General features: G+C 38.3%; 22 protein-coding genes. 17 read left to right on the top strand and 5 right to left on the bottom strand.

Going from position 1 to position 25,371, the window contains the following annotated elements:
• Positions 1-168: 168 nt before the first annotated feature.
• The 10 genes from pdxA (at position 169) to UFO1_RS18560 (ending at position 13,211) form a co-directional block, all read left to right on the top strand.
• On the top strand, positions 169-1,170 hold the full coding sequence (gene pdxA / locus UFO1_RS18610; protein WP_038673317.1) for a 4-hydroxythreonine-4-phosphate dehydrogenase PdxA: 1,002 nt from the start codon (positions 169-171) through the stop codon (positions 1,168-1,170).
• Positions 1,171-1,214: 44 nt separating this feature from the next.
• A complete protein-coding gene (gene dapA, locus UFO1_RS18605; RefSeq protein WP_038673315.1) occupies positions 1,215-2,090 on the top strand; it encodes a 4-hydroxy-tetrahydrodipicolinate synthase in 876 nt (291 codons plus the stop codon).
• A gap of 137 nt (positions 2,091-2,227) precedes the next feature.
• Entirely contained in the window at positions 2,228-3,205 is a 978-nt protein-coding gene (locus UFO1_RS18600; protein WP_038673314.1) for a hydroxyacid dehydrogenase, read from the top strand.
• 196 nt (positions 3,206-3,401) lie between these two features.
• Positions 3,402-4,562 (top strand): iron-containing alcohol dehydrogenase, encoded by a 1,161-nt coding sequence (locus tag UFO1_RS18595; protein WP_038673312.1) that lies wholly within the window; start codon positions 3,402-3,404, stop codon positions 4,560-4,562.
• A 93-nt stretch (positions 4,563-4,655) separates the two neighbouring features.
• Complete coding sequence (locus UFO1_RS18590; protein WP_038673310.1) at positions 4,656-5,933, top strand: MFS transporter; 1,278 nt, start codon at positions 4,656-4,658, stop codon at positions 5,931-5,933.
• Between the two features lie 228 nt (positions 5,934-6,161).
• Positions 6,162-8,123, top strand: coding sequence for a methyl-accepting chemotaxis protein (locus UFO1_RS18585; protein WP_038673309.1), 1,962 nt, complete (start codon positions 6,162-6,164; stop codon positions 8,121-8,123).
• 1,063 nt (positions 8,124-9,186) lie between these two features.
• Complete coding sequence (locus UFO1_RS18575) at positions 9,187-10,584, top strand: sodium:solute symporter family protein (RefSeq protein WP_173406229.1); 1,398 nt, start codon at positions 9,187-9,189, stop codon at positions 10,582-10,584.
• 54 nt (positions 10,585-10,638) lie between these two features.
• Complete coding sequence (locus UFO1_RS18570) at positions 10,639-11,850, top strand: exo-alpha-sialidase (protein WP_051789011.1); 1,212 nt, start codon at positions 10,639-10,641, stop codon at positions 11,848-11,850.
• A 114-nt stretch (positions 11,851-11,964) separates the two neighbouring features.
• Positions 11,965-12,438, top strand: coding sequence for a YhcH/YjgK/YiaL family protein (locus UFO1_RS18565; RefSeq protein WP_038673305.1), 474 nt, complete (start codon positions 11,965-11,967; stop codon positions 12,436-12,438).
• Positions 12,439-12,464: 26 nt separating this feature from the next.
• Positions 12,465-13,211: an SDR family NAD(P)-dependent oxidoreductase gene (locus UFO1_RS18560; RefSeq protein WP_038673303.1), complete on the top strand. Its 747-nt coding sequence runs from the start codon at positions 12,465-12,467 to the stop codon at positions 13,209-13,211.
• A gap of 144 nt (positions 13,212-13,355) precedes the next feature.
• Here the strand turns inward: UFO1_RS18560 and UFO1_RS18555 are convergent, their stop codons facing one another.
• The 4 genes from UFO1_RS18555 to UFO1_RS18540 all read right to left on the bottom strand — a co-directional run bounded on the left by UFO1_RS18555 (position 13,356) and on the right by UFO1_RS18540 (position 17,199).
• Positions 13,356-14,297, bottom strand: coding sequence for a DMT family transporter (locus UFO1_RS18555; RefSeq protein WP_236639442.1), 942 nt, complete (start codon positions 14,295-14,297; stop codon positions 13,356-13,358).
• A gap of 30 nt (positions 14,298-14,327) precedes the next feature.
• Complete coding sequence (locus UFO1_RS18550; protein WP_038673301.1) at positions 14,328-15,389, bottom strand: AbrB family transcriptional regulator; 1,062 nt, start codon at positions 15,387-15,389, stop codon at positions 14,328-14,330.
• Between the two features lie 132 nt (positions 15,390-15,521).
• The gene (locus tag UFO1_RS18545) at positions 15,522-16,289 is read right to left on the bottom strand and encodes a hypothetical protein (RefSeq protein WP_038673298.1); all 768 of its coding nucleotides are present in this window, start codon (positions 16,287-16,289) and stop codon (positions 15,522-15,524) included.
• Positions 16,290-16,578: 289 nt separating this feature from the next.
• Positions 16,579-17,199: a hypothetical protein gene (locus UFO1_RS18540; protein WP_038673296.1), complete on the bottom strand. Its 621-nt coding sequence runs from the start codon at positions 17,197-17,199 to the stop codon at positions 16,579-16,581.
• Positions 17,200-17,405: 206 nt separating this feature from the next.
• Here UFO1_RS18540 and UFO1_RS18535 point away from each other — a divergent pair, with 206 nt between their 5' ends.
• From UFO1_RS18535 to UFO1_RS18525, 3 genes are all read left to right on the top strand, one after another.
• Positions 17,406-18,029, top strand: a complete 624-nt coding sequence (locus UFO1_RS18535) for a TetR/AcrR family transcriptional regulator (protein ID WP_038673294.1) — start codon at positions 17,406-17,408, stop codon at positions 18,027-18,029.
• A 669-nt stretch (positions 18,030-18,698) separates the two neighbouring features.
• A complete protein-coding gene (locus UFO1_RS18530) occupies positions 18,699-18,983 on the top strand; it encodes a CC/Se motif family (seleno)protein (protein ID WP_038673293.1) in 285 nt (94 codons plus the stop codon).
• Between the two features lie 56 nt (positions 18,984-19,039).
• Positions 19,040-19,957, top strand: a complete 918-nt coding sequence (locus UFO1_RS18525; RefSeq protein WP_038675420.1) for a TIGR01777 family oxidoreductase — start codon at positions 19,040-19,042, stop codon at positions 19,955-19,957.
• A gap of 274 nt (positions 19,958-20,231) precedes the next feature.
• On the opposite strand, the gene UFO1_RS18520 is transcribed toward UFO1_RS18525, so the two are convergent.
• Complete coding sequence (locus UFO1_RS18520) at positions 20,232-20,444, bottom strand: (2Fe-2S)-binding protein (RefSeq protein ID WP_236639250.1); 213 nt, start codon at positions 20,442-20,444, stop codon at positions 20,232-20,234.
• 159 nt (positions 20,445-20,603) lie between these two features.
• On the opposite strand from UFO1_RS18520, the gene UFO1_RS18515 reads away from it, so the two are divergent.
• The 4 genes from UFO1_RS18515 (at position 20,604) to UFO1_RS18505 (ending at position 25,348) form a co-directional block, all read left to right on the top strand.
• Entirely contained in the window at positions 20,604-22,796 is a 2,193-nt protein-coding gene (locus tag UFO1_RS18515) for a DNA topoisomerase III (protein ID WP_038673289.1), read from the top strand.
• A gap of 186 nt (positions 22,797-22,982) precedes the next feature.
• Positions 22,983-23,672, top strand: a complete 690-nt coding sequence (locus UFO1_RS25845) for a cache domain-containing protein (protein WP_236639249.1) — start codon at positions 22,983-22,985, stop codon at positions 23,670-23,672.
• Positions 23,672-24,820, top strand: a complete 1,149-nt coding sequence (locus UFO1_RS25840) for an ATP-binding protein (protein ID WP_236639248.1) — start codon at positions 23,672-23,674, stop codon at positions 24,818-24,820. The genes UFO1_RS25845 and UFO1_RS25840 overlap by 1 nt, the downstream gene beginning before the upstream one ends.
• Before the next feature lie 210 nt (positions 24,821-25,030).
• Complete coding sequence (locus tag UFO1_RS18505) at positions 25,031-25,348, top strand: pyrimidine/purine nucleoside phosphorylase (RefSeq protein ID WP_038673287.1); 318 nt, start codon at positions 25,031-25,033, stop codon at positions 25,346-25,348.
• Positions 25,349-25,371: the final 23 nt, after the last annotated feature.

The raw sequence follows: 25,371 nt of genomic DNA, 5'->3' as shown, positions 1-25,371 counted from the left end.
GACTTGACTTGTGCCAAGTCCTCAGACGCAGGCAGAAGCCTTAGTCGTTCTTACTTGGAATCAAGAAAGTGTTATATTTTCTGATTCAGTAAAAAAATAAACTTAGATTTAAATGATGCAAGAGAGTTGTGTCTTTAATTCAATAAACAAGATAAGGAGGAATTACGAATGAAACCGATATTGGGAATTACAATGGGCGATGCAGCGGGAATTGGTCCAGAGATTATTGTCAAAGCATTAGCAGAGAAAAACATATATGACGTTGCAAGGCCTGTAGTTTTTGGCGATAAAAAAATAATGGAACGTGCCATCGGGATTATTGGTGCTGATTTAAAATGTCAGGCTGTCCAAGATCCAAGTCAAGCGGGTAAAAACTATGGAACGATTGATATTATTGATTTAGATAATTTACCTCTAGATTTGCCTTTTGCACAAGTAGATGGGAGAGCTGGTAAAGCAGCGTACGAGTATATTGAAAAAGCGGTTGACTATGCGTTAAAGAAGGAAATCCATGCAATTGTTACTGCTCCTTTGAATAAAGAAGCTTTAAATCTTGGGGGTAATCATTATCCAGGACATACGGAGATACTTGGTGCTTTATCTGGACAAAAAGATTATTCCATGATGCTAGTTAGTGGCGCCCTTAAAGTCATACATGTAACAACTCATGTGCCACTGAGACAAGCTTGTGATCTTGTCAAAAAAGATCGGGTACTTCGTGTAATTCGCTTAGCGGATGATACGCTAAAAATGATGGGAATTGAAGAGCCACGAATTGCTGTAGCTGGACTTAATCCACATTCAGGTGAACATGGTTTGTTTGGTACTGAAGATGAATTAGAAATTACACCAGCGATTAATGAAGCAAAAGCAATGGGAATGAACGTTACCGGACCAGTTCCACCAGATACCGTATTTTATCAAGCAGCCGTTAAAAAAGAATTTGATATTGTAGTGGTTATGTATCATGATCAAGGGCATATTCCAATCAAAGTATTAGGATTTGAAACAGGCGTTAATGTCACAGTGGGCTTGCCTTGCATTCGAACTTCCGTTGATCATGGTACAGCATTTAATATTGCTGGAAAGGGTATTGCAGACAGCAAAAGTATGACAGAATCATTATTACTTGGTGCTAAGATGGCAAAAGTGAAATTTGCCAATCTTTAAAAATACATTATTTCTATAAATGGATAATTGAAAGGATGATTAGTATGTTTAAACCACAAGGTATTATTGCTCCAATTCTTACTCCATTAACAGCAGAGGAGAAATTCAATGAAAAGGAAATGCGCAGTCAGATTAATCGTTTAATCAACGCAGGAATTAGTGGTATTTTTGCTTTAGGGACAAATGGTGAATTTTACGCATTTTCACAAGAAGAAAAGATTGAAATCATTAAGGTTACTGTTGGTGAAGTAAAAGGCCGAGTGCCTGTATATGCTGGTACTGGTTGTATAACAACACAAGAAACAATTGAGCTATCGAAAATTGCTAAGAATTTAGGTGTAGATGTATTATCAGTCATATCACCATATTTTTCTGGTATTTCACAAGATGACCTATATCGTCATTTTAGCAGTGTAGCAGAAGCCGTTGATTTACCCATCTTGCTGTATAACATCCCAGCAAGAACAGGCAATAACATTGACTATACAACAGTGAAAAAATTGGCAAAATACGAAAATATCATTGGTATTAAAGACAGCAGTGGTAATTTTGACAATACATTAAAATACATCGAAAATACCGATCCACGTTTAAGCGTATTAGCTGGCAGTGATTCGTTGATCTTATGGACATTAATGGCAGGCGGTACTGGGGCAATTTCTGGTTGTTCCAATGTATTTCCTGAATTAATGGTAAGTATCTATGAATTATGGTCACAAGGTAAATTTGAAGAGGCAAATGAAGCCCAAAAGAAAATCAGACCATTTCGTAATGTGATGCAAATGGGCAATCCAAATTCAGTTGTTAAACGTGCAGCCAATTTACTTGGTTACCCAGTTGGTCCAGGTCGCGAACCTTCAAATTGCAATAAGCCTGAAATTGATGCAGCATTACTTAAAGTTTTTGAATTGTATAAGTAATATTTAAAATTAATACTACCCAGAGTTTTAAAATAGAAGAGTAAACATAGAGTTAATGGCTGTCCAGATGTTGGAAAGCAGTATTGACTCTATGTTATAGCTCTAAATTAACGAGTTTCTAATAAGGGGCGTTAAAAATGAAAAAAGTTGTTATCTCACATCGATTACATGATGATGGAATGGCTGTGCTAGAAAAAGCAAATGTAAAGGTTGCGATCACCAATAATGGTGATCCAGAAGCAATGCTGCCTGAATTACTTGATGCTGAAGGTCTTATTATTCGCATTGGTTCCATTGACAGAAAAACAATGCTTGCTGCAAAAAAATTGAAAGTTATTGGACGACCTGGTGTTGGTGTTGATGATGTGGATGTGGACGCCGCAACTGAACTTGGTATTCCTGTGGTTGTTGCTCCTGGCGCTAATACTCGATCAGTAGCAGAACATGCCTTTGCTTTTATGTTTGCTGCGGCAAAAGATATGGTGCATAGTGATAAGGAACTTCGTAAAGGCAATTTTAATATAAGAAGCAGTTATAAAGCCTTCGAAATATATGGAAAAACATTAGGTTTAGTTGGTTATGGTCATATTGGCAGTATTCTTGCCCAGATGGCAGTTGGTGTTGGAATGAAAGTTGTTGTATATGATCCTTTTGTTAAACCGGAAGTCATTACAGAGCAAGGATATCAATATGAAACCGAACTTACTGCTGTTTTGGCAATAGCTGATGTGGTCTCTTTGCATGTACCATTAACACCTAAAACTAAAAACCTGATCGGTGAAACTGAATTGAGGTTGATGAAGAAAAGTGCCATTCTAATTAATTGTTCGCGCGGTCATATTATTGATGAAGTTGCCTTGGCAAAAGCATTGGAAAACAATCAACTACATTCTGCAGCTACAGATGTATTTAGTAATGAACCAGTGACTGCTGATGAACCATTGTTTAAGTATGACAATATTATTGTATCTCCACATATGGCAGGGCAAACGAAAGAAGCTGCTTCAGGTGTTGCAACCATGGCCGCCGAAGGTGTGATTGCAGTTATGAATGGTGAACGGTGGAAAAATGTTTGCAATCCTAAAGCTTATGAGCACCCGCGTTGGAATAAATAATTTTTATCGGAATAGAGTTATTCAAAAATAACTGAAACTTGCAATAGTTTAGTTATTTTGAAATATTCGATGCAATAATGGGAAAACCGATTTTATGCTAAATAGAAACTCAAGTAGGAGAAACTGCGGTAAAAATAAGTAGCGCAAGGGATAATTGTATAAATAAGTACCTAAATGAAATGGTGGGAGAATTATTATGAGTAAAGTATATTCGTTATTAAATATTGGTAAAATCGTAGCCGGAGCTGGTTGTATTGAACAAATAAAAGATATTGTTGTTGATTATGAAGCTAAAAATGTGGTCATTATTACTGATCAAGGTGTTTGGAATTCTGGTTTAGTAGACAACCCCAAAAAACTACTTGAAGAAGCAGGCATTCATGTTCATATCATTAATAACACACCGCCTGAACCCACAGTTGATCAAGTAAATGAAATATTTAAAGCTGCAAAAGAGTTTGAATGCCAAATGATCATTGGCATTGGTGGCGGTAGTTCGATGGATACAGCAAAAATAGTTTCTTTGCTGCTTACTAACAATGTAAACTTACGTGAATTGGTAAAAGGAAAAGCACAAATAAAACGTCGTGGTGTACCAACACTTATGATTCCAACTACAGCAGGTACTGGTTCTGAAGCAACGCCAAATGCCATTGTTTTAATACCGGAAGAAGAATTAAAAGTCGGTATTGTTAGTGAAAAGATGGTACCAGATTGTGTTATTTTAGATCCAACCATGACAATTAATTTACCGAAGCATATTACTGCCAATACAGGTATGGATGCATTATGCCATGCAATCGAGTGTTACATTTCTAAAAAAGCGAATCCCTTCAGTGACACTTTTGCATTAAAAGCAATTACTTTGATATCTCGTAGTATTCGCACAGCATATAATGATGGACATAATTTAGCAGCCCGTGAAGATATGCTTTTAGGAGCGATGTTTGGTGGCATTTCGATTGCAACCTCTAGTACCACTGCCGTACATGCTTTGTCCTACCCATTGGGTGGAAAATATCATATTCCACATGGCTTATCCAATGCAATTCTGTTACCAGATGTGATGAGGTTTAACTTGGACGTTTGCGAAGAGAAATTTAAAGATATAGCTGTTGCGATGGAGCTTGAAATTGCCGGCAGTACTACTAGACAAGCTGCAGAGAAAATGATTGATAACCTATATTCCCTGATCAAAGACTTGAATGTCACCTGCGATTTACGGGCCAAGGGCATTAATGAAACTGCCCTAGACGATCTGATCGAGGCAGCAGCTAAGGTAACGCGTCTTTTGGATAACAATCCCAAAGTGGTAACAAAAGAAGATATGCGGGCAATTTACAAAAAATTATTATGATTCAGTCTGATTCCTCCCTGTGGCAAATGGGAAGTTATAAACATCTGAAAGTAAAATAAGCTTAATAGCAATACATAAAGTGGAGGGATTATCTTGTTGACAGAGAAAAAATCAAATGTTCGCTGGGTTGTTGCAGCATTAATGTGGTCAGCAATTGCCATTAATTATATTGACCGTACAGTGCTTGCAGCTGCAGCTCCGTATATTACTAAGGAATTTAGTATAACACCAAGTCAGATGGGTATTATCATGTCAGGATTTTTTTGGTCCTATGCCTTGCTTCAGGTACCTGCAGGCTGGTTTGCTGATAAAATTGGACAGAAAAAGACACTTGGTTTTGCTGTAGCCTGGTGGTCGGTGGCCACAGCTTTAACTGGACTCGGAACAGGATTTAAATCAATATTGGGATTTCGTGTGGCTCTTGGGATTGGCGAGGCTGCTGCGTATCCAAGTAATGCGGGGATTTCTTCCAAATGGTTCCCTGATAAAGAGCGGGCAACTGTTGGCGGACTTTTCGACAGCGGTTCCAAATTTGGCGGGGCGGTTGCCATGCCACTTATTGTTTGGCTTATTGCCTTGTTTGGCTGGAAAATGACTTTTGTCATTATCGGTGGGGCAGGAATTATCTGGTCTATCATCTGGATCATGTACTTTAAGGAAATTCCCGAAGAGCACAAAGGCGTAAATGCTGCTGAGTTAAAGCACATTCGTGATGGGCAGTCGAAAAAAGAAGGTCTTGATAAAGAGCAGCCAATGAAATGGTACGAACTTTTAAAATACAGAAATATTTGGGCGATGTGCATCGGTTTTTTTATGATTAATTACACTTCTTATTTCTTTATTACATGGCTTCCGACGTATCTGATCAAGGAGAAAGGCATGGGAATGTTGGCTATGGGGTTTGCAGCCATGTTACCTCTCTTAATCTCAATGTTTGTTGAAGTCGCCGCTGGCTGGGCATCGGACAAGGTACAGTCAAAAGGATGGCTGTCTTTAACTGCTACGCGAAAGGTTTTCTTAGTTGGCGGTCTTTTTATGGCATCTTGCATAGGTCTAGCGGCTTACGCTGAGTCGGCAGTAACAGCTATAGTGCTTTTATGTATTGCAAAATCGGGCACGACGGTGGCTGCTTCCCAGGTGTGGGCACTTCCTGGCGATGTTGCACCTAAAAATATGACCTCAGTGGTTGCCGGACTCCAAAATTCGGTTTCTAACATGGGCGGAGTAGTAGGTCCTATTGTTACCGGTGCGATTTTGCAGGCTACGGGGTCATTTACAATGGCTTTGCTGCTTTCTTCAGGACTTTTGGTTGTTGGTATTTTGAATTATTTATTCTTGCTAGGAAAGGTAGAGCATATTGAGGTTAAATAGATAAACAAGTAGGGACAATTGCATTTAGAGTAAGATAGCAAATGCTTTGGCGTATCTTGTAGACGTAGCCTGTGCATCAGGTGGCTGATTTCCACCTGATGCATTTTATTTATCATAGGGTATGTAGCATTCCAAAAATATTGAAGTGATCGAACAATACTGCTGGATAAAAGAATAGTTAAATAGTCTTGAGGAGATTTGCTATCAAATTTGATAGGAGGAACCAAAATGAGTGTTAAAAAGAAATTATTGCTCATTATGATATTAATCAGTTTTATACCACTCATACTATTGTCGGTTATTTCAGTACGATATTTAAGTGCGGAACTAGAGAAAGAAACAATTAATCAATGCAAGGAACTCGCAATTGAGGTTAATTTGCAAATTAATGGATACCTTGATAAATCTTTTATTGCACTTAAAACAATTGCTTCCAATCCTACGGTAAAGTCCTTTGATTTACCCAAGATCAAAACATTTCTGGTTCAGGTTCAGAAGGTGTATCCTGAGAATTCGTTTGCTCTTGATGATGTAAAAGGAAATCAGGTTGTGCGTGGTGACGATATTCCGGTTGCTAACATTTGGGAGCGTCCTTTTTATCAGTTGGCACTCAAAGGGCAAGATGAAGTAATATCAGGAGTTGTCTTTAGCAAAAACTCGAATCGTTTTGTTATTAACCTTGTAACGCCTGTTCGTGATGCCGACACAGGTGGGGTAGTCGGAATTATGCAAGGATCAATTACTCTTACGAAGATTAGTGAATTTGTAACAAATTTGTCTAATAACGGTACTATCGCATATGTAATTGATAGTGAAGGTAAAATATTGGCTCATCCAGATCAAAATCTGGTTAAAGAACGTGTTGACATGAATAACGTAGGTTTTATAAAAGAAGGTTTATCTGAAAAAAAAGACGGATTTGCTATTTTAGAGGATAAAGAGGCAGGGAAAAAAGTAGTAACTTATGTTTATGATGATAGAACAGGCTGGTTAATATGTTTGGAGGTGCCTTATACTGTTATAACAGCGAAAACTCATTCGTTGTTAGTTATGATTGGGCTGGCAACTTTAGTGGTATTGTTAATAGTGGGGATAATGGCTTTTTTTGTTGCCAAAAGTTTTTCGCAACCAATCTTAAAGATGCAGAAACTGGCGAGCCAGATTGCGCAGGGTGATCTTACTCAGAAAATCGAAATATCTTCAAAAGATGAAATTGGTCTGTTGGCTACTGCGTTTTCTACAATGGTGACTAATTTGAAAAGACTAGTCGGTCAGGTACAGGGAAATGCGCATCAGTTGGCAGCAGCATCAGAAGAACTGACGTCCAGTGCTGAACAATCCGCATTGGCTGCTAATCAAGTTGCTTCATCAATAACTGAGGTGGCAGAAGGAACGGATCAACAATATCATGTACTTACTGAGGTAACCGCTGTAATAGAACAAATGTCGAAAAGTATCCAGCAGGCTGCAGAGAATGCTAATGGGGTATCAGAGCAGTCTATTAAGGCCGTTAATACAGCCCAGGAAGGCGGTCGGTCGGTACAAGGGGCTGTTAAGCAAATGTTGGATATTGAACATACGGTTAGTACTTCAGCCATCGTTGTTGCGCAACTGGGTGAACGGTCAAAAGAAATAGGACAAATTGTTGATACTATTTCCGGCATTGCAAGTCAAACTAATCTTTTGGCTCTGAATGCTGCTATTGAGGCGGCTAGGGCGGGTGAACAGGGGCGCGGTTTTGCAGTCGTTGCTGAAGAGGTTCGCAAATTAGCGGAACAATCTCAGGAAGCGGCAAAAAAAATTGCCCATCTGATTGGGGAAATTCAGAGTGAAACAGACAAAGCTGTATTAGCCATGCAAGAAGGTACGAGAGAGGTTAAGACTGGTACCGGAGTTATAAATGAGGTAGGCGTGAGCTTTCAAAAAATTATTGAGATGATAACAAACTTAGCAGCTCAGGTCGGGGACATATCAGCAGTTATTCGGCATTTGGCAAGTGACAGTCAGCAAGTTGTGTTTTCAGTACAGCAGGTTGATCAATTAACGAAGAGCGCAACAGGAGAGGTACAGAATGTTTCGGCAGCTACAGAAGAACAGGCTGCTTCTATGGAAGAAATCGCATCTTCGAGTCAAGCGCTTGCTCAAATGGCTCAGAATTTACAAGATGCGGTTAGCAAATTCCGGATTTAGCAGTAAATAATGATGAAAGGTTTTTAATAAGGTAAGTATTGAATTGACTGGTTTTTTGATTTATTTGTGCTTTAGTGTGACTGGCTATGAAATATTATAATTATAGCCGGACGGTAGCAAGACCTAGCGTTCATTGAACTGCGATATGGCGAAAATTAAATGCCAAAACAATAAAAATACGTTGCATATTGCATTGAATGCGTTGCAATGTGCAACGTATTTTTTGTTAAATATAAATGCGTGCAGTGTTTTCAAGCAAAACCACGCTGGCACGGAAATTGCAATAAGGTATTAGCAAGGTGCAATGGAAAGGAGGCGATATATAAATAATGAACCAGGGGTTATTGCAGAAGGCATAACAGATGCGAATGATACAGCAGTACAATTACTAAACATAATATAGCAAGGCAGTTAGCTGATGTTTAGTAATGATCAGTTAAACGAGAAAATAGAATGCTCATGGGCACAGGAGGAGCGTTGGTGGTTGCTGACAGTGTGAAGTAACTCAAGCCCAGATCAGTGTGACGTGGAATTTACCGAATATTCAATTGATGAAAATATAAATATAGTTAACAAGCGTGCAGTCATCTTACTTGGTCACCCAGTTGGTCCAGGTCGGGAATCTTTAAATTGCAATAAGCCTGAAATTGAGGCAACATACTTAAAATTTTTGAATTCTATAAATAATATTCAAAATCTATTAAATATTGAGATAAAATATGATGATGTTTTTCTTTACATATGTAATATTTGGCGGTATTTCTATCGCAACCTCCAGTACTACTGCTATATGTACCTTGTCGTATCCGTTAGGTGGAAAATATCATATTCCATGGTTTATCCAAACCATTTTGTTACCTGATGTAATGAAGTTTAATTTAGATGTCTCTAAAGAAAAAATTAAGGATAAGAAACTATTATAAGAGTTGCAAAATAGTATAGATTCTTCTGGAATTAAGATTTTAGAAGCATTTATACTAAATGTAATTATCAGAGTGTTAGAATCATTTGGAATTATCTTGTTTCCATATTTAAATAAATTATAAATAAGAGGAGTGCTATCATGAAAGAATTTAGTTCAGCAGATACCTTTATTATTGTAGCCATGATGGTTTTGTATATTATTGGTACCTCTTGGTTGACAATGAAGTTGCGTAGTAAGAATTCCGAGCAGTTTATGGTTGCATCACGGGCTATGCCAGCTCTTGTTGTTGGTGTTTTGCTAATGTCAGAATTTATTGGTGCCAAGTCAACAGTGGGAACGGCTGAGTCCGCTTTTAAATATGGTATGGGGGCAGCGTGGTCTGTTCTTGGAGCATCTATTGGTTATTGGTTGTATAGCCTTTTCATGGTTAAACGATTATATGGATCAGGGGAGTTTACTATTTCTGGGGCTATCGCTCAAAAATATGGTAAATCAACTAAGTATGCAGTATCCATTGTTATGATGTATGCTTTACTTCTCGTAAATGTTGGTAACTACATCAGTGGTGCGGCAGCCTTGTCGACTGTGCTAAAAATGAGTTTACCAATCTCCATGTGTATTATCGCAGTAGTCAGTACCTTCTATTTTGTGTATGGGGGCCTTAAGGGTGTTGCCTATGTGACTGTCTTACACAGTTTCTTTAAGTACGTGGGAATAGCAGCTGTTTTAGTAACTGCCTTATCTTTGACTGGTGGAATTAGTCCCATGGTAGAGAAAATGCCAGCATTCTACTTTACTTGGGATGGTAAAATTGGTATAACGACCATTCTTGCTTGGGTCATCGGTACAGTAGGTGCTATTTTCTCCACCCAGTTTGTAGTGCAAGCTATTTCTTCAAATAAAAGTGCTGAAGAGGCAAAGAAATCAACCCTATATGCAGCGCTGTTCTGCTTGCCTTTGGGTTTTGCGTTGGCCCTTATCGGTGTAGCCGCTAAATATCTATATCCAGAGATGAACGCTCTCTACGCATTGCCAATCTTTATGCAAAGTATGAATCCATATTTAGCTGGAATGGTGGCGACCTCTCTTGTGGCTTCCGTATTTGTCAGCGTAAGTACCGTTGCTTTGGCTATTGCCTCATTAGCAGTCAAGGATTTCTATGTGCCTTTGTATAAACCTACTCCAGAAAAAGAATTTAAAATGACTCGTATCTTCTCTGTAATTATTGGGGTTATACCTTTAATTTTCGTTTTCTTCGTGCCTGAAATTCTGAAGTTGTCCTTCTTTACTCGTGCCATCCGTTTATCAATTTCAGTAGTGGCAATGATTGCCTTTTATTTACCTTTCTTTAATAGTACCCGCGGTGCGAATCTAGGACTGTTAGGTGCAGCCGTAACCACTAGTGCATGGTATCTAATGGGCGATCCATACGGTATAGACAATATTTATATTGCTTTAATTTCTCCAGCAATCGTCATGTATATTGAAAAAATGTTCCATTGGAATAATAACGTTCATACAGCAGATCGTAAATAGTCTAGTAAGGATTAACTAAGAAAAGTTAATGTAAATTAAAAAACGGAGGCGATGATGGTGAGTAATATAGGAAAAACAAGTGTTGTGACCACCCAAGGTAAACTATATCAAGTAGCAAATGATTCTGAAAGAATTGAGGCATTATTGCCAAATCATTGCGTGCAGAGTCACGCATCAAATATTATGCCACTAGAAAATGGAGATTTTTTATGTGTTTGGTTTGCAGGAAGTCAGGAAGGAATTGCAGATATCTCCATTTATATATCTAGACTGAACAAAGGGGAATCTGAGTGGACAGAACCAGTAAAGATCTCTGATGATTCTACAAGATCAGAACAAAACCCCATACTATTTCCTGCCCCGGATGGAAAGCTATGGTTATTATATACGGCCCAAAAATCAGGAAATCAAGATACAGCCATTGTCAGATACCGTATATCTGCAGATAATGGCTATACCTGGGGAGAAATCCAAACTTTATTTGATACTCCTGGTACTTTTATTCGCCAACCAATTGTCGTTTTAGATAACGGAGACTGGATTATTCCTATCTTCTATTGTCGTGTCACACCAGGTAGGAAGTGGGTTGGTGATGATGATACTAGTGCAGTGAAAATTTCAGCCGATAGTGGAAAGACATGGACAGAGTATCAAGTGCCCAACAGTACTGGATGCGTCCACATGAATATCGATAAGCTTGAGGATGGAACACTGTTGGCTCTGTACAGAAGTCGCTGGGCGGACAATATTTATCTGAGTCGTTCGATAGATAATGGTAGGACGTGGACAGAACCTGTTCCGACAGAACTTCCTAACAATAATTCGTCCATTCAATTCACAAAACTGAGTAATGGACATTTGGCAATTGTTTTCAATAATATAAGTGCTGCAAGTTCCAAAGAGCGCAGACTTTCCTTGTACGATGAAATCGAGGACGAGGATGATAGTGAAATAACGACGGAAGAAGAAAAACCAGCTGTTGTTGAAGAAATAGATCCGAATAAAAAGACAGCATTTTGGGGAACGCCGAGAGCTCCCATGACCATTGCCATTTCAGAAGATAACGGAAAAACATGGCCTTATATGAGAGATATTGAAGTCGGCGATGGCTATTGCATGACGAATAACTCTAAGGAAAAATTAAACAGAGAATATTCTTATCCCTCGATAAAACAAACCTCTGAAGGAAAAATCCATATTACTTTTACGTATTTCAGACAGACAATAAAGTATGTTCAAGTTACAGAAGAGTGGGTTAAGGGTTAAGGATTTGTCATTATCAATTAATTGAAAGAAAATGCCTTTGCTATCAGCAAAGGCATTTTCTGAAAAACTCACTATATAAAATCTATTATTTTATTAAAAGGATGGTTGATTAAAATGATTGTCGGACATTTATTAAACATAGAAAATGAGATGAGTTTGTATCCAGTAGCATTACAACAAGGGTTGAAATTTCTCTTGGAAACAGATCTTTCAATCTTAGCATTGGGGCGGCATGAGATTCAAGATAATAAAATTTACGCCATGGTTGCAGAATATGAGACCCAGCCGAAAGAACAACGTAGACCTGAAGCCCATGAAAAGTATTTGGACATACAATATATTTGTTCAGGACAAGAGATGATAGGCTCTGGTCCATTAGCGGCAGTTTCTGAAATCGATGAAGATTGTCTTAAAGCACGGGATGTTATATTTTACAAAGGTATTGCAGCAGAGACAGAAATTATCCTGTCTCAAGGAATGTTCGCAGTGTATTTTCCGTGGGATGCTCACAGACCGAATTGCAGTGTGGGGGAAAAACCATGTAAGGTCCGAAAAGTAGTAGTGAAAATAAGAATTGATGTTTTATGATTCTGAAATCATAAGGAGATAAAAAAATGCTTTTGGAAAAGAAAGTAGCAATTGTAACTGGTGCAACCAGAGGTATTGGAAAATCAATTGCTTTAACTTTAGCTAAACAAGGCGCTTCTTTAGTAATCAATGGAAATAATGAAGATTTATTAAATGAATTGGCTTCAGAGATTGAGAAACTTGGAAAAAGGTGTTTAGTGGAGGTGGGAGATATTTCAGATCCTGTTATTGCCACTAAAATTGTAAAAACAGCCATCGATCATTTTGGTAATATTGATATTCTTGTAAATAATGCGGGGATTAATATGCGTACTCCAACATTAGAGATGAAATTAGATGATTGGCAAAAAGTGATCAATGTTAATTTAAACGGGACACTGTATTGTTGCATGGCTGTTTTACCATTTATGATACAACAGAAATACGGTAAAATTGTAAATGTATCTTCTTCTACTGCCAAAACTCCTCATAGAAATGCATCTCCTTCTTATGGCGCATCAAAAGCAGGTGTGAATTACCTTACACAGCATCTAGCTTTAGAAATGGCAAAACATAATATTTATGTGAATGGGGTTTGTCCTGGTCCGATCGAAACGGATATGAGTACGCAGTGGACTGATGAATATCGCCAGCAAGTGTTGTCGAGAATACCCTTAGGTAAGCTGGGACAATCTCAGAATGTAGCTGATGCAGTTTTATTTTTGGCTTCAAGTATGTCTGACTTTATAACCGGTGAGACAATTAACATTAATGGTGGAACATATATGAATTAAAAGTTCAAAATTCCCCTATCTATATAAAAAAGGCCCACAATCTTGTGGGCCTTTTTTATATAGATAGCACAACGCAATAAATGAATTCTCCGTGCTTAAACGGTTACGCTTCTCTCCTATTTTGCGGCGTTTCATAATATTTTTTTACTGTTCTAGAGGAAGCACGAACATTTTTTTTTTAGACGCTGCAAAATTGATCATAACTATACTGATAATAATCATAATGCCGCCTAAAAGTTGAGCAGGAAACACCGTTTCTGAAAGAATAAAACACCCACCAATAACCCCGACAATAGACATAAGATTTAAATATAAGGTAGTTATGGTAACATCTAAGTTGCTTAATGCATAAATGTATAAAAAATATCCGAGTGCCGAACAACAAATCGCCAGGTATAGTATATGCCCCAAGGCGTGTAGTGAAAATACATGCCACTGATTATGTTCAAAGAAGGAAAGAGGGAGTAGAAAGAGTGTTCCAAATAAAGTCTGATAAGTTGTCAAAAAAAGACCAGAATACTTGCCCTTAAAGGATTTATTAAGTAAGGTATAGCCTGTCCAGGAAAGCATGGCACCAACGACGTAAAGGTTGCCAATAAAAGTTTCCGATGAGAAATTAATTTGTCCATTGGCTGTGATGGATAAGTAAGCGCCGCACATGGCTACTAGGATTCCAATGATTTGGATAAGGGGGACTTTTGTTTTAAAAACGATAATATCCATTGTAATTGCAATAATCGGAATGATAGACGTGATGAGAGAGGCGCTAGAAGCTGTAGTTAACCTAACTCCTGTATTTTCAAAGAAGAAATACAATGTGATTCCTAAAAAGCCAGCTAGCATCATTTTCTTTACATCACATCGCTGCAATTTGGCAGTAGGTTCAACTTTTTTCAAGATAAGAAAAAGGATTGTACTGGCAATTAAAAACCGTAAAAGTGCCAATGTAACAGGTGGTATTTCACTGACTGCTAGTTTTATACTAACAAAGGACATACCCCATAAGGTTACGGTGACAAGCATAGCCAAATTGGCTAAGAATTTGGCTGAGAGTATGGATTTTGAGTTACTTTTCTTTAAAACCATTTCCACAGGGTTCGGTACCTCCAGTTTAAATTAGATATTCGTTTCCACTACATTTCTAACTGCTCTTCTCATTAGCCACCATCTTATCACAGGTATTCCAAGGATAAGCATAGATAAAAGCCTGAAAAGCTGGTAGGCAACAACGAGGGAGACATCAGCGTGAACTGTCATTGCTGTAAGTCCCATTTCTGTGATTCCTCCTGGAGCTGTACTGATAAAAGCCGTTAGAAAAGAAATGGAATAGAATTTGGTTAACGCATAGTCAACACCTAAAGACATAGTAATCACAAGGAGAACGCCTCCAAAGGTATATAAAACAATAGACTTCCAATTTTTTAACCCATCAAAAGTAATGTCAGCTCCCATCCGTATCCCAATGGCGATTTGGGCTAATGCGGTGAGATATTGAGGAAGGTGAGGCGCATCATATCCTCCAATAATCAGTGAAATAGTTCCAAGGGTAGGACCCATAAGGTAGGGGGTGGGGACTTTTAATAATTTTGCCAACTGAGGGGAAAGAATGCAAACGACTACAAACGGTAAAAATGCTGCGTAATTGAGGGGAGCATTGGCAGCGAAGAGGGGAATGGGTGTAGAATTATTTGAAAGGCCATAGATTGCCAGCATCGGTACAATGAAAACAACCGTTAGTACCCTAGTAATTTGCATAAGAGTAACGACTGCTACATCGGCGCCATCAATTTCTTCGCAGATCACTGCCATTTGGGAAAGTCCTCCTGGTACGCTGCCAATCAGTCCATTAATGATTCCGACTCCAGTACGACGACTGGTAAACCATCCAACTAAAAGACTTATGGTCATAGTAGCAAAGGTAGCCATAAGCATTCCAGGAAGCTGTCCGAGGATTTGATGGCCTACCTGAATAGTAAAGGGACTGCCCATGGCGTAGCCAAGGAAAATAAGCCCTGTGTTTCGGATGGGCCTTGGCCAATAAACTGATTTTTTTCTAAGTGTTTTCCAAAGTAGAGTGATGACTAGTGGTCCTAAAGTCCAAGGTAGAGGAGAATGTATTGTAAAAAAGAGAAAGCCTCCCATACAGGCTAAAAGGAAAATAATAATGTTATCTTTCATAAGTCTATGCCCTTTCTAATTTGATCAACAAAAATCGATCCATTTTTATATAAGTATAAATTACCATGAGATAGTTGCGTGGTCAACTATTTCATGGTAATTACTTTTTTTAGGGCATGTATAAATTTTGTTTTATTGCCAAAGTGATGCCAAAGTATCTGTCTTATACTTTTCTAGTGCTTTTTGTTTGAGTTCGGCGAGAACATCTGGATTATAGGGATTGATAGGATTGGTAAGAGCTCCGGATTCGGTGAGTTTCCAGCCATTTTGCGTTTGTGAGAGGGTGAAAGTCATACCCGTTAAATCCGTATTACCATGCAGGGTCATACCATTTACAAGTTCTCGGGTATAGTAGCAGGAACCAGTAATGGAAATGGAATCGCTATAAGAGATGTCTACATACTGAAGGGTAAAATTATCATATTTGTTGACCCAGCTGCCGAATTGCTCCTTCGTCAACTTTCGTGCGACAGTATCTATTTGTTGTAGTTTATTTAGATCCTTCGTATTAAAGGCATCCATTCGCTTGAGTAACACATAGATAGCCCGGCGTTCTTCTGCTGAAATGGTAGTTGTAATTGGTGCAACATTAGAAAGTTCAACAATAGTGCCCCATTGAAAGGTACTCATACCGTTGTCTTTAATTTTTGCATCAAACTTTATGGTTGCTCCGTCTTTTTTGAGCTTTCGCGGCAAGTTGGTGGGTTGATATTTTTTTCCATCATCACCAATAATACCGTAGAACCCCCCCTCCAAATTAGAGAATACGACCTGTCCTGTGAGGTGAAAGGTATTCGATACTTTGGCGTTAGAAGGGCTTTCAGCAGCCAATACAGTTGGGGTAAATAAAGTAATTACTAGGATAAGTAAGGATAAACATTGTTTCATAATAGTATTCATATAGCACCTCGATTATTGTTTTTTTACGGAATCAGAAAGTATAACACTTCCTTGATTCCAAGTAAGAACGACTAAGGCTTCTGCCTGCGTCTGAGGACTTGGCCTAAGCCAAGTCTTTTCTTATGGTATCAGAATTTATAAGTTTCTAGTTAAAAAGATTGAACCACAAAGACACAATGCCGCTATCGCGGCACACAAAAAAGATGGGAATGAAATGGATAGAACCCCTTTTGTGACCTTTGTGTCTTTGTGGTTCAAAAAGGACGCGTAGCGTTTTTCTTAATGTTTGTTACTGTTTTTCTGAAAGATTGTTATTACTACTTGTTACAGCGCCTTGAGGAACTCTTTTATAAGGTAATTTGCTAGTAAGTTGATCCATGGTCTTTTCTACAGAGTGATATAGGTCTGTATCAGCTGTCATAGGTTCTACACCATATGTAGAGGCTTTAAAAGATAGATAGCGGTCATCCGCTGCAGAATAAGTATAACATGTAAGTAACACATTTGTGTCTACATAAGTATCATCATTATTAGAAGAGAAATTCCATATAGAAGGATGTACTATTACCGATTCGGCACGAACAAGTTCTACAGCAATCACAATGTCAGCAGAAAGGGCATCTGCAAGTTGTGTCATATTTGCCTTATCCCTTGTCTTTTCAGATATGTTTTTCTGCATGTCTGTCGATAACGGTGCTAGCGGTATGATTTCGTAAAAAGGATACTTAAACTTATCGTTAATTTTAGTCTGCACTAACTGTAGTACTTCTTGATCTGAACAGTGTGCACTATTGATCAATGGCAGAACAGCAACATGGTAAGTTTTAAAGGCAAAAGCAGGCAGGGGAATTAGAACGGCTGAGAATTGTAACAAGGCAAATAAGATACAAATTTTTTTAAAGAGAATCATAACAACACCTCCAATAAAGTTACTTCCAAATATAGGATAGCACAAAGAGGGATGATAAATCTAGACAAATAACAAAGACTGTAAGAGGATAGATTGAGCTATTTTCTGTGGACAAATAGGCAAAGTTGCCATATGCTATAGTTAAATAGGTATTTTTATTTAGCTGCAAATCAGGAGTCACAGCTAAGATAATAAGGGGTACGCAAATGAAAAAAGAAAACGTAACAGAAAAATCCACGATGGACAAAATCTTGGATGCGGCCATCCCATTGTTTGCTATGAAAGGTTATGCAGCCGTATCCGTCAAAGAATTAGCGGAAGCTGCTGGTGTAAACATTGCTTTAATTTCTTATTATTTTGGTGGCAAGGAAAATCTATATGCCGCCGTCTTGCAAACTCAATTTGTAGTTATTGCAGAAACGATTGATGTGATTCGTAAGAAAGATCACTTGAATCCTGCGGAAAAAATACGCCTCTTTGGACAATTAGTAGCTAAGTCTCATATTAAATGTCCCTATACAAGTCATTTGGTCTATGGTGAATTTATTAATCCGACAGCATCCTTTGATACCATTGTGAAAAAGGAGCTCTCCCAATTAAATAATTTTCTTAGTGACTGTATTCGAGAGGCAATTAAGGTAGGGCAATTTCGCGCGGATTTAGATCCAGAATATGCAGCGTTATCTTTATCGGGTATTGTAAATTTCTATTTTTTTACACAAAATTTATCGAAGGAAATCTTGCCACCCAGGGAGAATCAGGCAGAATACTATATTAATCAGGCTGTTGAGACCTATCTGCATGGAGTGTTGGCTCCAAGTAAACTTTAGTAGAATAGAAAAAGATCTTATTAAACGCGTTAGTTGCCTCCTTAGAGTCAGCTAACGCGTTATTTGTCCTAAAATAACATAATAAGGTTACTAAGCATATAATACAGTAAGACTAGTGTAGAGGAGGGATGGTATGGGTTGGATAAACTTAGCCCTGGAGCACTATATAATCACGATTATTTTGTTAGTATTACTTTTATTGTTCTTTAACTTTGGGAATATAGTATGGATTGTAATTATTAGTGTTGCTCTTTGGTTTATTTGTCCATGGTTGTGAATTTTTTAGAGGAGTGATTGCATGACTAAATCCCCGTACCGTTGCTTAGGAAGCATGGGCGGGGATTTAAAATAGATAAAGAAGACTTGATTCAGATGGAGTTTTAACTCCATCTGAATCTTAGTCGCACTTATCCAGGGACTTAGCCGCTCTTAACTCCCACTTATATAAGTGAGCCTTGGATTCGAAAATCCTTAGAGCGAACTTACTTCGAGTTTTACAGACTGTTATCCTAACCAGAGGGCAGGATATTACAGGCTGTTAACGAGATGAAGATGGGAGTCTTAGAGCGGTTTAGTCATCGGATAAAGGTTTTTCCTCTTTTCTCGTCGAAGAAAAAGAAAATTTTAGCGGGCGATATCGGATGTTTTCCGTAGATTGGGAGGGATATTGTGTTAACAGTGAGTGATGAGGCCAGAGATTATATTCTAAGCAAGAAAGGAACCGTACATGTAATTGATAATGGGAGAGCAGGGTCATGTTGCGGTAATTTTGATTTGGGCCCCTCTGTTTATCTAGGCAAACCGCCAGATGCTACAGAATATTGTGTAAAAGAAATTAACCAAGTTGCTGTATATGTACCTAAAAATTTTTATCCTAGAATACCCCTAATGATTCACGTAGGAAGCTTTTTTGGACTAAAGAGCTTACATATAGAAGGATGGAAGCTAATGTAACAGGCTTAATATTAGAGACACAAGGAGAAAAGGGGACTGGTAAGGGAGGGCGTTTTGTGAATCTACTAATCACAGGAGGGACAGGTTTTGTTGGCAGTGCAGTGGTTGAGCAGCTTCTTCAGCGAGGTGATTGTATACAGATCGTTTCTCGTAACACTAAGAAAAAGCAAGAGGCGAGCTTGGTTCAAATGCCTGCTGCAGGTGCATTGTTCTCAGAAAAGGTGATTGCTAGTTTAGATGGCATTATTAATTTAGCTGGTGAAAGTATTGCCGGCAGTCGCTGGGATGCTACCATACGCCAAAGAATTCTAAATAGCCGGGTTGCAGCCACTTCCTGTATTGTAGACAGTATTCGCCGGAATCAGGAACGAGGTTTACCCTTCCCTAAAGTATTGGTGAATGCTTCTGCTATCGGTTATTATGGTACTCATCCGCAGCAGAGATTCACAGAAAGTAGTGGAAGTGGCTATGGTTTTTTAGCGGATGTATGCCGAGCTTGGGAATTAGAAGCTATAAAAGGGGAAAGTTTAGGAATGCGTGTTGTTCGTCTGCGACTAGGGCATGTCCTAGAACGGGATGGAGGTATGCTGCCTAGAGTCGCCACGCCTTTTTCCTTCGGCATGGGTGGTTATCTTGGTGATGGCCAGCAATGGATGTCTTGGATTCATCGTAAAGACCTTGTCAATATAATTATTCAGGCACTGGACAACGGGGCTTGGCAGGGAGTCTATAATGCCTGCACGCCTTATGCTGTGACAATGAAAGAATTTATGGAGGTGCTAGGGACAACGTTAGGTAGTAAATGTCGAACTCGTATCCCTGCATTATTAGCACGAATATTGTTTGGTGAAATGGCGGAAGAAGTTCTATTAAAAGGGCAAAAGGTGTACCCTAAACGTTTATTACAACAAGGTTATCCTTTTCAATATAGTCAACTTTCAGAAGCCTTAGCAGATATCTACCCGAGAAATTAATAGGATAAGACTCCCACCTTTACAAGTAGGAGTCTTACTTTTTATCCGATGACTAAACCGCTCTAAGACTCCCATCTTCATCTCGTTAACAGCCTGTAATATCCTGTCCTCTGGTTAGGATAACAGTCTGTAAAACTCGAAATAAGTTCGCTCTAAGGATTTTCGAATCCAAGGCTCACTTATATAAGTGGGAGTTAAGAGCGGCTAAGTCCCTGGATAAGTGCGACTAAGATTCAGATGGAGTTAAAACTCCATCTGAATCAAGTCTTCTTTATTATCCTTGGTTCTCTAATAGTTCTATTATTTTTGGTGTACACCGCTTGCCACCACAAGGACCTGATCCCGCACCACATTCTTGCTGTACTTTTTCAAGAGTGTTAGCACCGCTGGCAATGATTTTTTTAATGGAAGCTTTACTGATGGCTTTGCACAGGCATACTTTAGTCAATTTATCCAAAATTTCTTGACTTACATTGTCACTCATCATATCACCTCACTTTACAAAGTTTCCATTTGTTGACTTGTTTTGAATGATAAAGGTATAATTGGGGTACATTTTGACTTAAGGTAATAGCATATAAGATATGTTTTATAAAGCAGGAAGAAACTCCTGCAAGAAAAGATTTATGTTGAAAGGGATTGTATTATGAGTAAAGTAGTAGTGTTAGCAGAAAAACCTTCCGTTGGTAGAGATTTAGCGAGGGTTTTACATTGTAATCGCAAAGAAAACGGTTATTTTGAAGGGGATAGGCATATTGTTACTTGGGCTTTAGGTCATTTAGTAACCTTGGCAGATCCCGAAATATATGATGAGAAATATAAATCGTGGAAATTAGAAGATTTGCCCATGCTGCCTCCCCAATTAAAACTTGTTGTTATTAAGCAAACTGGGAAGCAATTTCATACAGTAAAAGCACAACTGACGCGAAAAGATGTAAGTGAGATTGTAATTGCTACGGATGCGGGGCGAGAAGGGGAGCTTGTTGCCAGGTGGATCATTGAGAAGGCGAATGTAAATAAGCCAATCAAACGTTTGTGGATTTCTTCCGTTACCGATAAAGCAATTAAGGAAGGGTTTAGTAAACTAAGACCAGGTAAAGATTATGAAAACCTTTATGCTTCCGCCGTTGCTAGGGCCGAAGTGGATTGGCTTGTTGGTATTAATGCCACTCGTGCTCTGACTTGCAAATACAATGCCCAACTTTCTTGTGGCAGGGTCCAGACACCAACCTTGGCGATCATTGCAGCCAGAGAAGAAGAAATTAAGACCTTTAAACCAAGAGAGTTTTATGGAATAACAGCCAATGGGGCTAACAATTTAAAGCTAATGTGGCAAGATAAAAAAACAAAAAATACGCGAACCTTCGATAAAGAGAGTTGTGAAAAACTTCTCACCACAGTCAAAAATAAAAATGCAGAGGTCATCGAAGTTGATAAAGCTTATAAAAAGAAATTTTCGCCCTCCTTATATGATTTAACAGAGCTGCAAAGAGATGGTAACCGCTTATTCGGTTATTCACCAAAAGAAACCACCTCCATCATGCAAAGGCTCTATGAGAACTATAAGGTATTAACTTATCCGAGAACCGATTCAAGGTACATTTCTACCGATATCGTCGATACGTTAAAAGATAGAGTCAAGGCTTGTGCTGTTGGGCCTTATTCCAAAATGGCTGCTGCTATTCTGCGAAAACCGATTAAAGGGAATTCATCTTTCGTTGATAATAGTAAGGTGTCAGATCACCACGCCATCATTCCTACCGAACAGATGCCAATGCTGAGTTCCATGAATGATATGGAAAGAAAAATATATGATTTAGTGGTGAAACGTTTTTTAGCAGCCTTATATCCACCCTTTGAATATGAGCAAATTACCTTAAAAGCGCAAATTGGGAGTGAAGTCTTTGTTGCTACAGGCAAAACTATCCTGGCGCAAGGTTGGAAAGAAGTGTATGAGCATGTTGTAGAAGAGGAAGATGCGAAAGAAGATATGGTAGAACAACTATTACCTAGCATCCAGAAGGGTGATGTGTTGTCTGTTTCTAGTGTCATTCTGACTAAGGGAGAAACAAAGCCGCCAGCACCATTTAATGAAGGAACATTATTATCGGCGATGGAAAATCCAGTAAAATATATGAGCAATGAAAGCGAAGCTTTGAAAAAAACAATTGGCGAAACAGGGGGACTTGGCACAGTCGCTACCAGGGCCGACGTAATTGAGAAATTGTTTAATAGTTTCTTAATCGAAAAGAATGGTAAAAATATTTTTATTACAGCTAAGGGGAAACAACTGTTGTCCTTAGTTCCTGAGGAGTTAAAATCCCCTGCTCTTACTGCCCAGTGGGAGCAAAAGTTAGGCTATATCTCTAAAGGCTCTCTTAATAAAAACCTTTTTATTAATGATATGAAGAAGTATGCCCAAGCAGTTGTGAGTGATATTAAAAATAGCCAAGATAAGTTTAGACATGATAATCTTACTAGAACAAAATGTCCTGAATGCGGAAAATTCATGCTGGAGGTCAACGGAAAGAAAGGTAAAATGTTGGTTTGCCAAGATCGAGAATGTGGTCATCGCAAAAACCTTTCTATATTGACCAATGCCAGATGTTCTACTTGTCATAAAAAATTAGAACTACGGGGTGAAGGGGAAGGCCAACTCTTTGTCTGCAGCTGTGGTTATCGAGAAAAGCTTTCTGCCTTTAATGAACGAAAAAAGAAAGAAAGTACCAAAAGTTCCAAGGGAGAAGTTGCTAAATTTTTGAGGGAACAGAAACAGGCAGATGATGGACCGTTTAACTCTGCTATGGCGGAAGCGCTTGCAAAACTCAAGTTAAAATAGAACCATTTAGAATAAACAAAGAAGAGTCAGTAACCTTAAAGGTACTGGCTTTTTGTTGTTTATTGTATAATATACAAGGAAAATGTAAAAAAACAGAGAAAGTTATATGTAAAATAGATACTCCTATAGTAGGCTTTGTTAAGACTAGAAAGAAAAGACCAAATTTTTGTTGGGGTTGATAATATAGTGAAAAAGCAGTCTATCGGAAATGAATTTATCTTATGGACCTTATTAGTATGTGTATTGCCGTTCATTGGTGGTGGGCTTTATCTAGAGCAAGTAATTACGAAACAGGTGCATGAGAACTTTGAATATCAAACCTATGAGATATTAAGTAAAATACATAACAAGATTAATGATGGAACAATTAAACTAGCCTATGAAGCAATATCTCTATTAGCAATGGATGACCGAACTTCAGATTTGGCTACTATCGTAGGAGAACGCCAAATAGTAGGACCTGAGATGATTGATTCTAAGATGTATCACTTCTTTACTAACTATAGCAGTATATTCCCACATATGCTGGGTTTGGGGTTAGGATCACAGCAAGGAGGATATTTTGAATATCCCAGTTTTTTTTCGGAATCGGGATATGACCCTAGATCACGAATGTGGTATCAGGAGGCAGTAAAGCACAGAGGTAAAGCATATTTGACAGAACCCTATTTCATGCAAACAACAGGCGAAATGGTTGTATCAGTTGCACGCACGGTGGAACGGGATAATCGAATAATAGGTGTTGTAGTAGCAGGATGGAATGTGGAAGATCTGAAAAAAGAAATAGAGCAATTTGGAGTTGGGACAAGCGGCTATGTAATTATGCTGAGTCAAAATAATAAAATGATTATTTCCCCAAACACAGTGAATGGTTAATGAAAACCCCTCAAGAGATTGGTCTTCCTGAATTATTGGACTTAGCGGACAATGGGAAATTTAAGCAGATGACTATTGATGGTAAAAAACAGTTAGTCTTTGTCAATGTATCCGATATATCAGGTTGGAAGGCAATTGCCATAATTGATGAGATGGAATTAACTGGGAGAATAGAGGAAATTATGACGCCAATCTTTATTACATGTTTTATCATGCTGACCTTAATTTTGGCTTCTATTTTTCTTCTAACAAAAAAATACGTGATAGAGCCAGTTAGTGGATTAACAGAGGGAGTTATGGCACTTGCTAACGGCGACTTAGAGTATAGAGTAGCAATTGGGAAAAATAATGAATTTGGTATCTTAGCTGCAGCCTTTAACGATATGGCAAGTAAACTAAAAGCAAATTTTAAAGAAATTAGGCAACAAAATCAAATGATTTTATGGAATATCAGCAAACAAAAGGAAATTGAAAAGCAGATTGCCAGGCTAGATCAATTAAATATTATTGGAGAAATGGCTGCTGGAATCGCCCATGAGGTCCGAAATCCTATGACGACTGTTCGAGGATTTTTGCAAATGCTTTCTAAAAAAGAGTACCATTCTCCACATTCCCATTATTACAGCCTTATGATTGAGGAATTAGATCGTGCCAATGAGATCATAACTGAATTTTTGTCTTTGGCAAAAAATAAAGCGGTCAATCTCAGGTACTTAAATTTGAATCACATTATAAATGCGATTGTACCCCTAATTCAGGCTGATGCGACGGTAAGTAATAAGGTTATAACTCTGGAATTAAGCGAGATTCCCGACTTACTTATTGATGAAAAAGAGATTCGGCAGATTATTCTTAACATGGTGCGAAATGGACTAGAAGCAATGCAAGAGAAAGGTGAAATAAAGGTCAGAACATACTGCGAGGCGAATCAGGTAGTCATGGAAATTGCAGATCAAGGTCCCGGAATTAAAGCAGAAATGTTAAAAAATATCGGTATCCCATTTCAAACAACAAAAGATAGTGGTACGGGGCTAGGTTTGGCGGTTTGTTATAGCATTGCAGCTAGACACAACGCTAAAATCAGCGTGAGTACGGGAGTTACTGGGACGCAGTTTTTTGTTAAGTTTGAAATGGATCAGGATAGTTAGTAGTAATAAAAGGTGAAGGTGTGGTAGCTTAGCAACAACTGACGGTAAAAAATGGTACGCAAGTTTGCATTAGCTCACAGGGTTAGATAGTAAAGTTGGATTTATCTTTTGGCATTTTGTCTATTGGTGTGATAAAATTAAAAAGTAATAGGTACTATCAGATTTTGTGTAGTTATAAGTTTGAATCACGAAGTGCAGGAGGAAATAAATATGGAACAATTTCAAAATGTGACGGTTGTTAAGCAGGCAAATGTATATTTTGAGGGAAAAGTAACAAGCCGGACTGTTATTTTTGCTGATGGAAGTAAAAAGACCTTGGGAATTATGCTACCAGGTGAATATGAATTTGGCACGGCTGCTGCTGAAATAATGGAAATTGTAGCAGGTGATATGGAGGTTCAATTTTCTGGCGACGAAAAATGGCATAGTTATAAAGGTGGAGACAGCTTTAGCGTAGATGCTAATTCTAAGTTTAAGCTCAAGGTAACAACAGTAGTCGATTATTGCTGTTCCTATGAAGAAAAGTAACTCTCAATAGAGAATAAATAGGC

Source organism: Pelosinus sp. UFO1 (genome assembly GCF_000725345.1).
Lineage (GTDB): Bacteria > Bacillota > Negativicutes > DSM-13327 > DSM-13327 > Pelosinus.
Note: the sequence above shows the minus strand (reverse complement) of the source record. Positions and strands in the feature narration are given on the sequence as shown.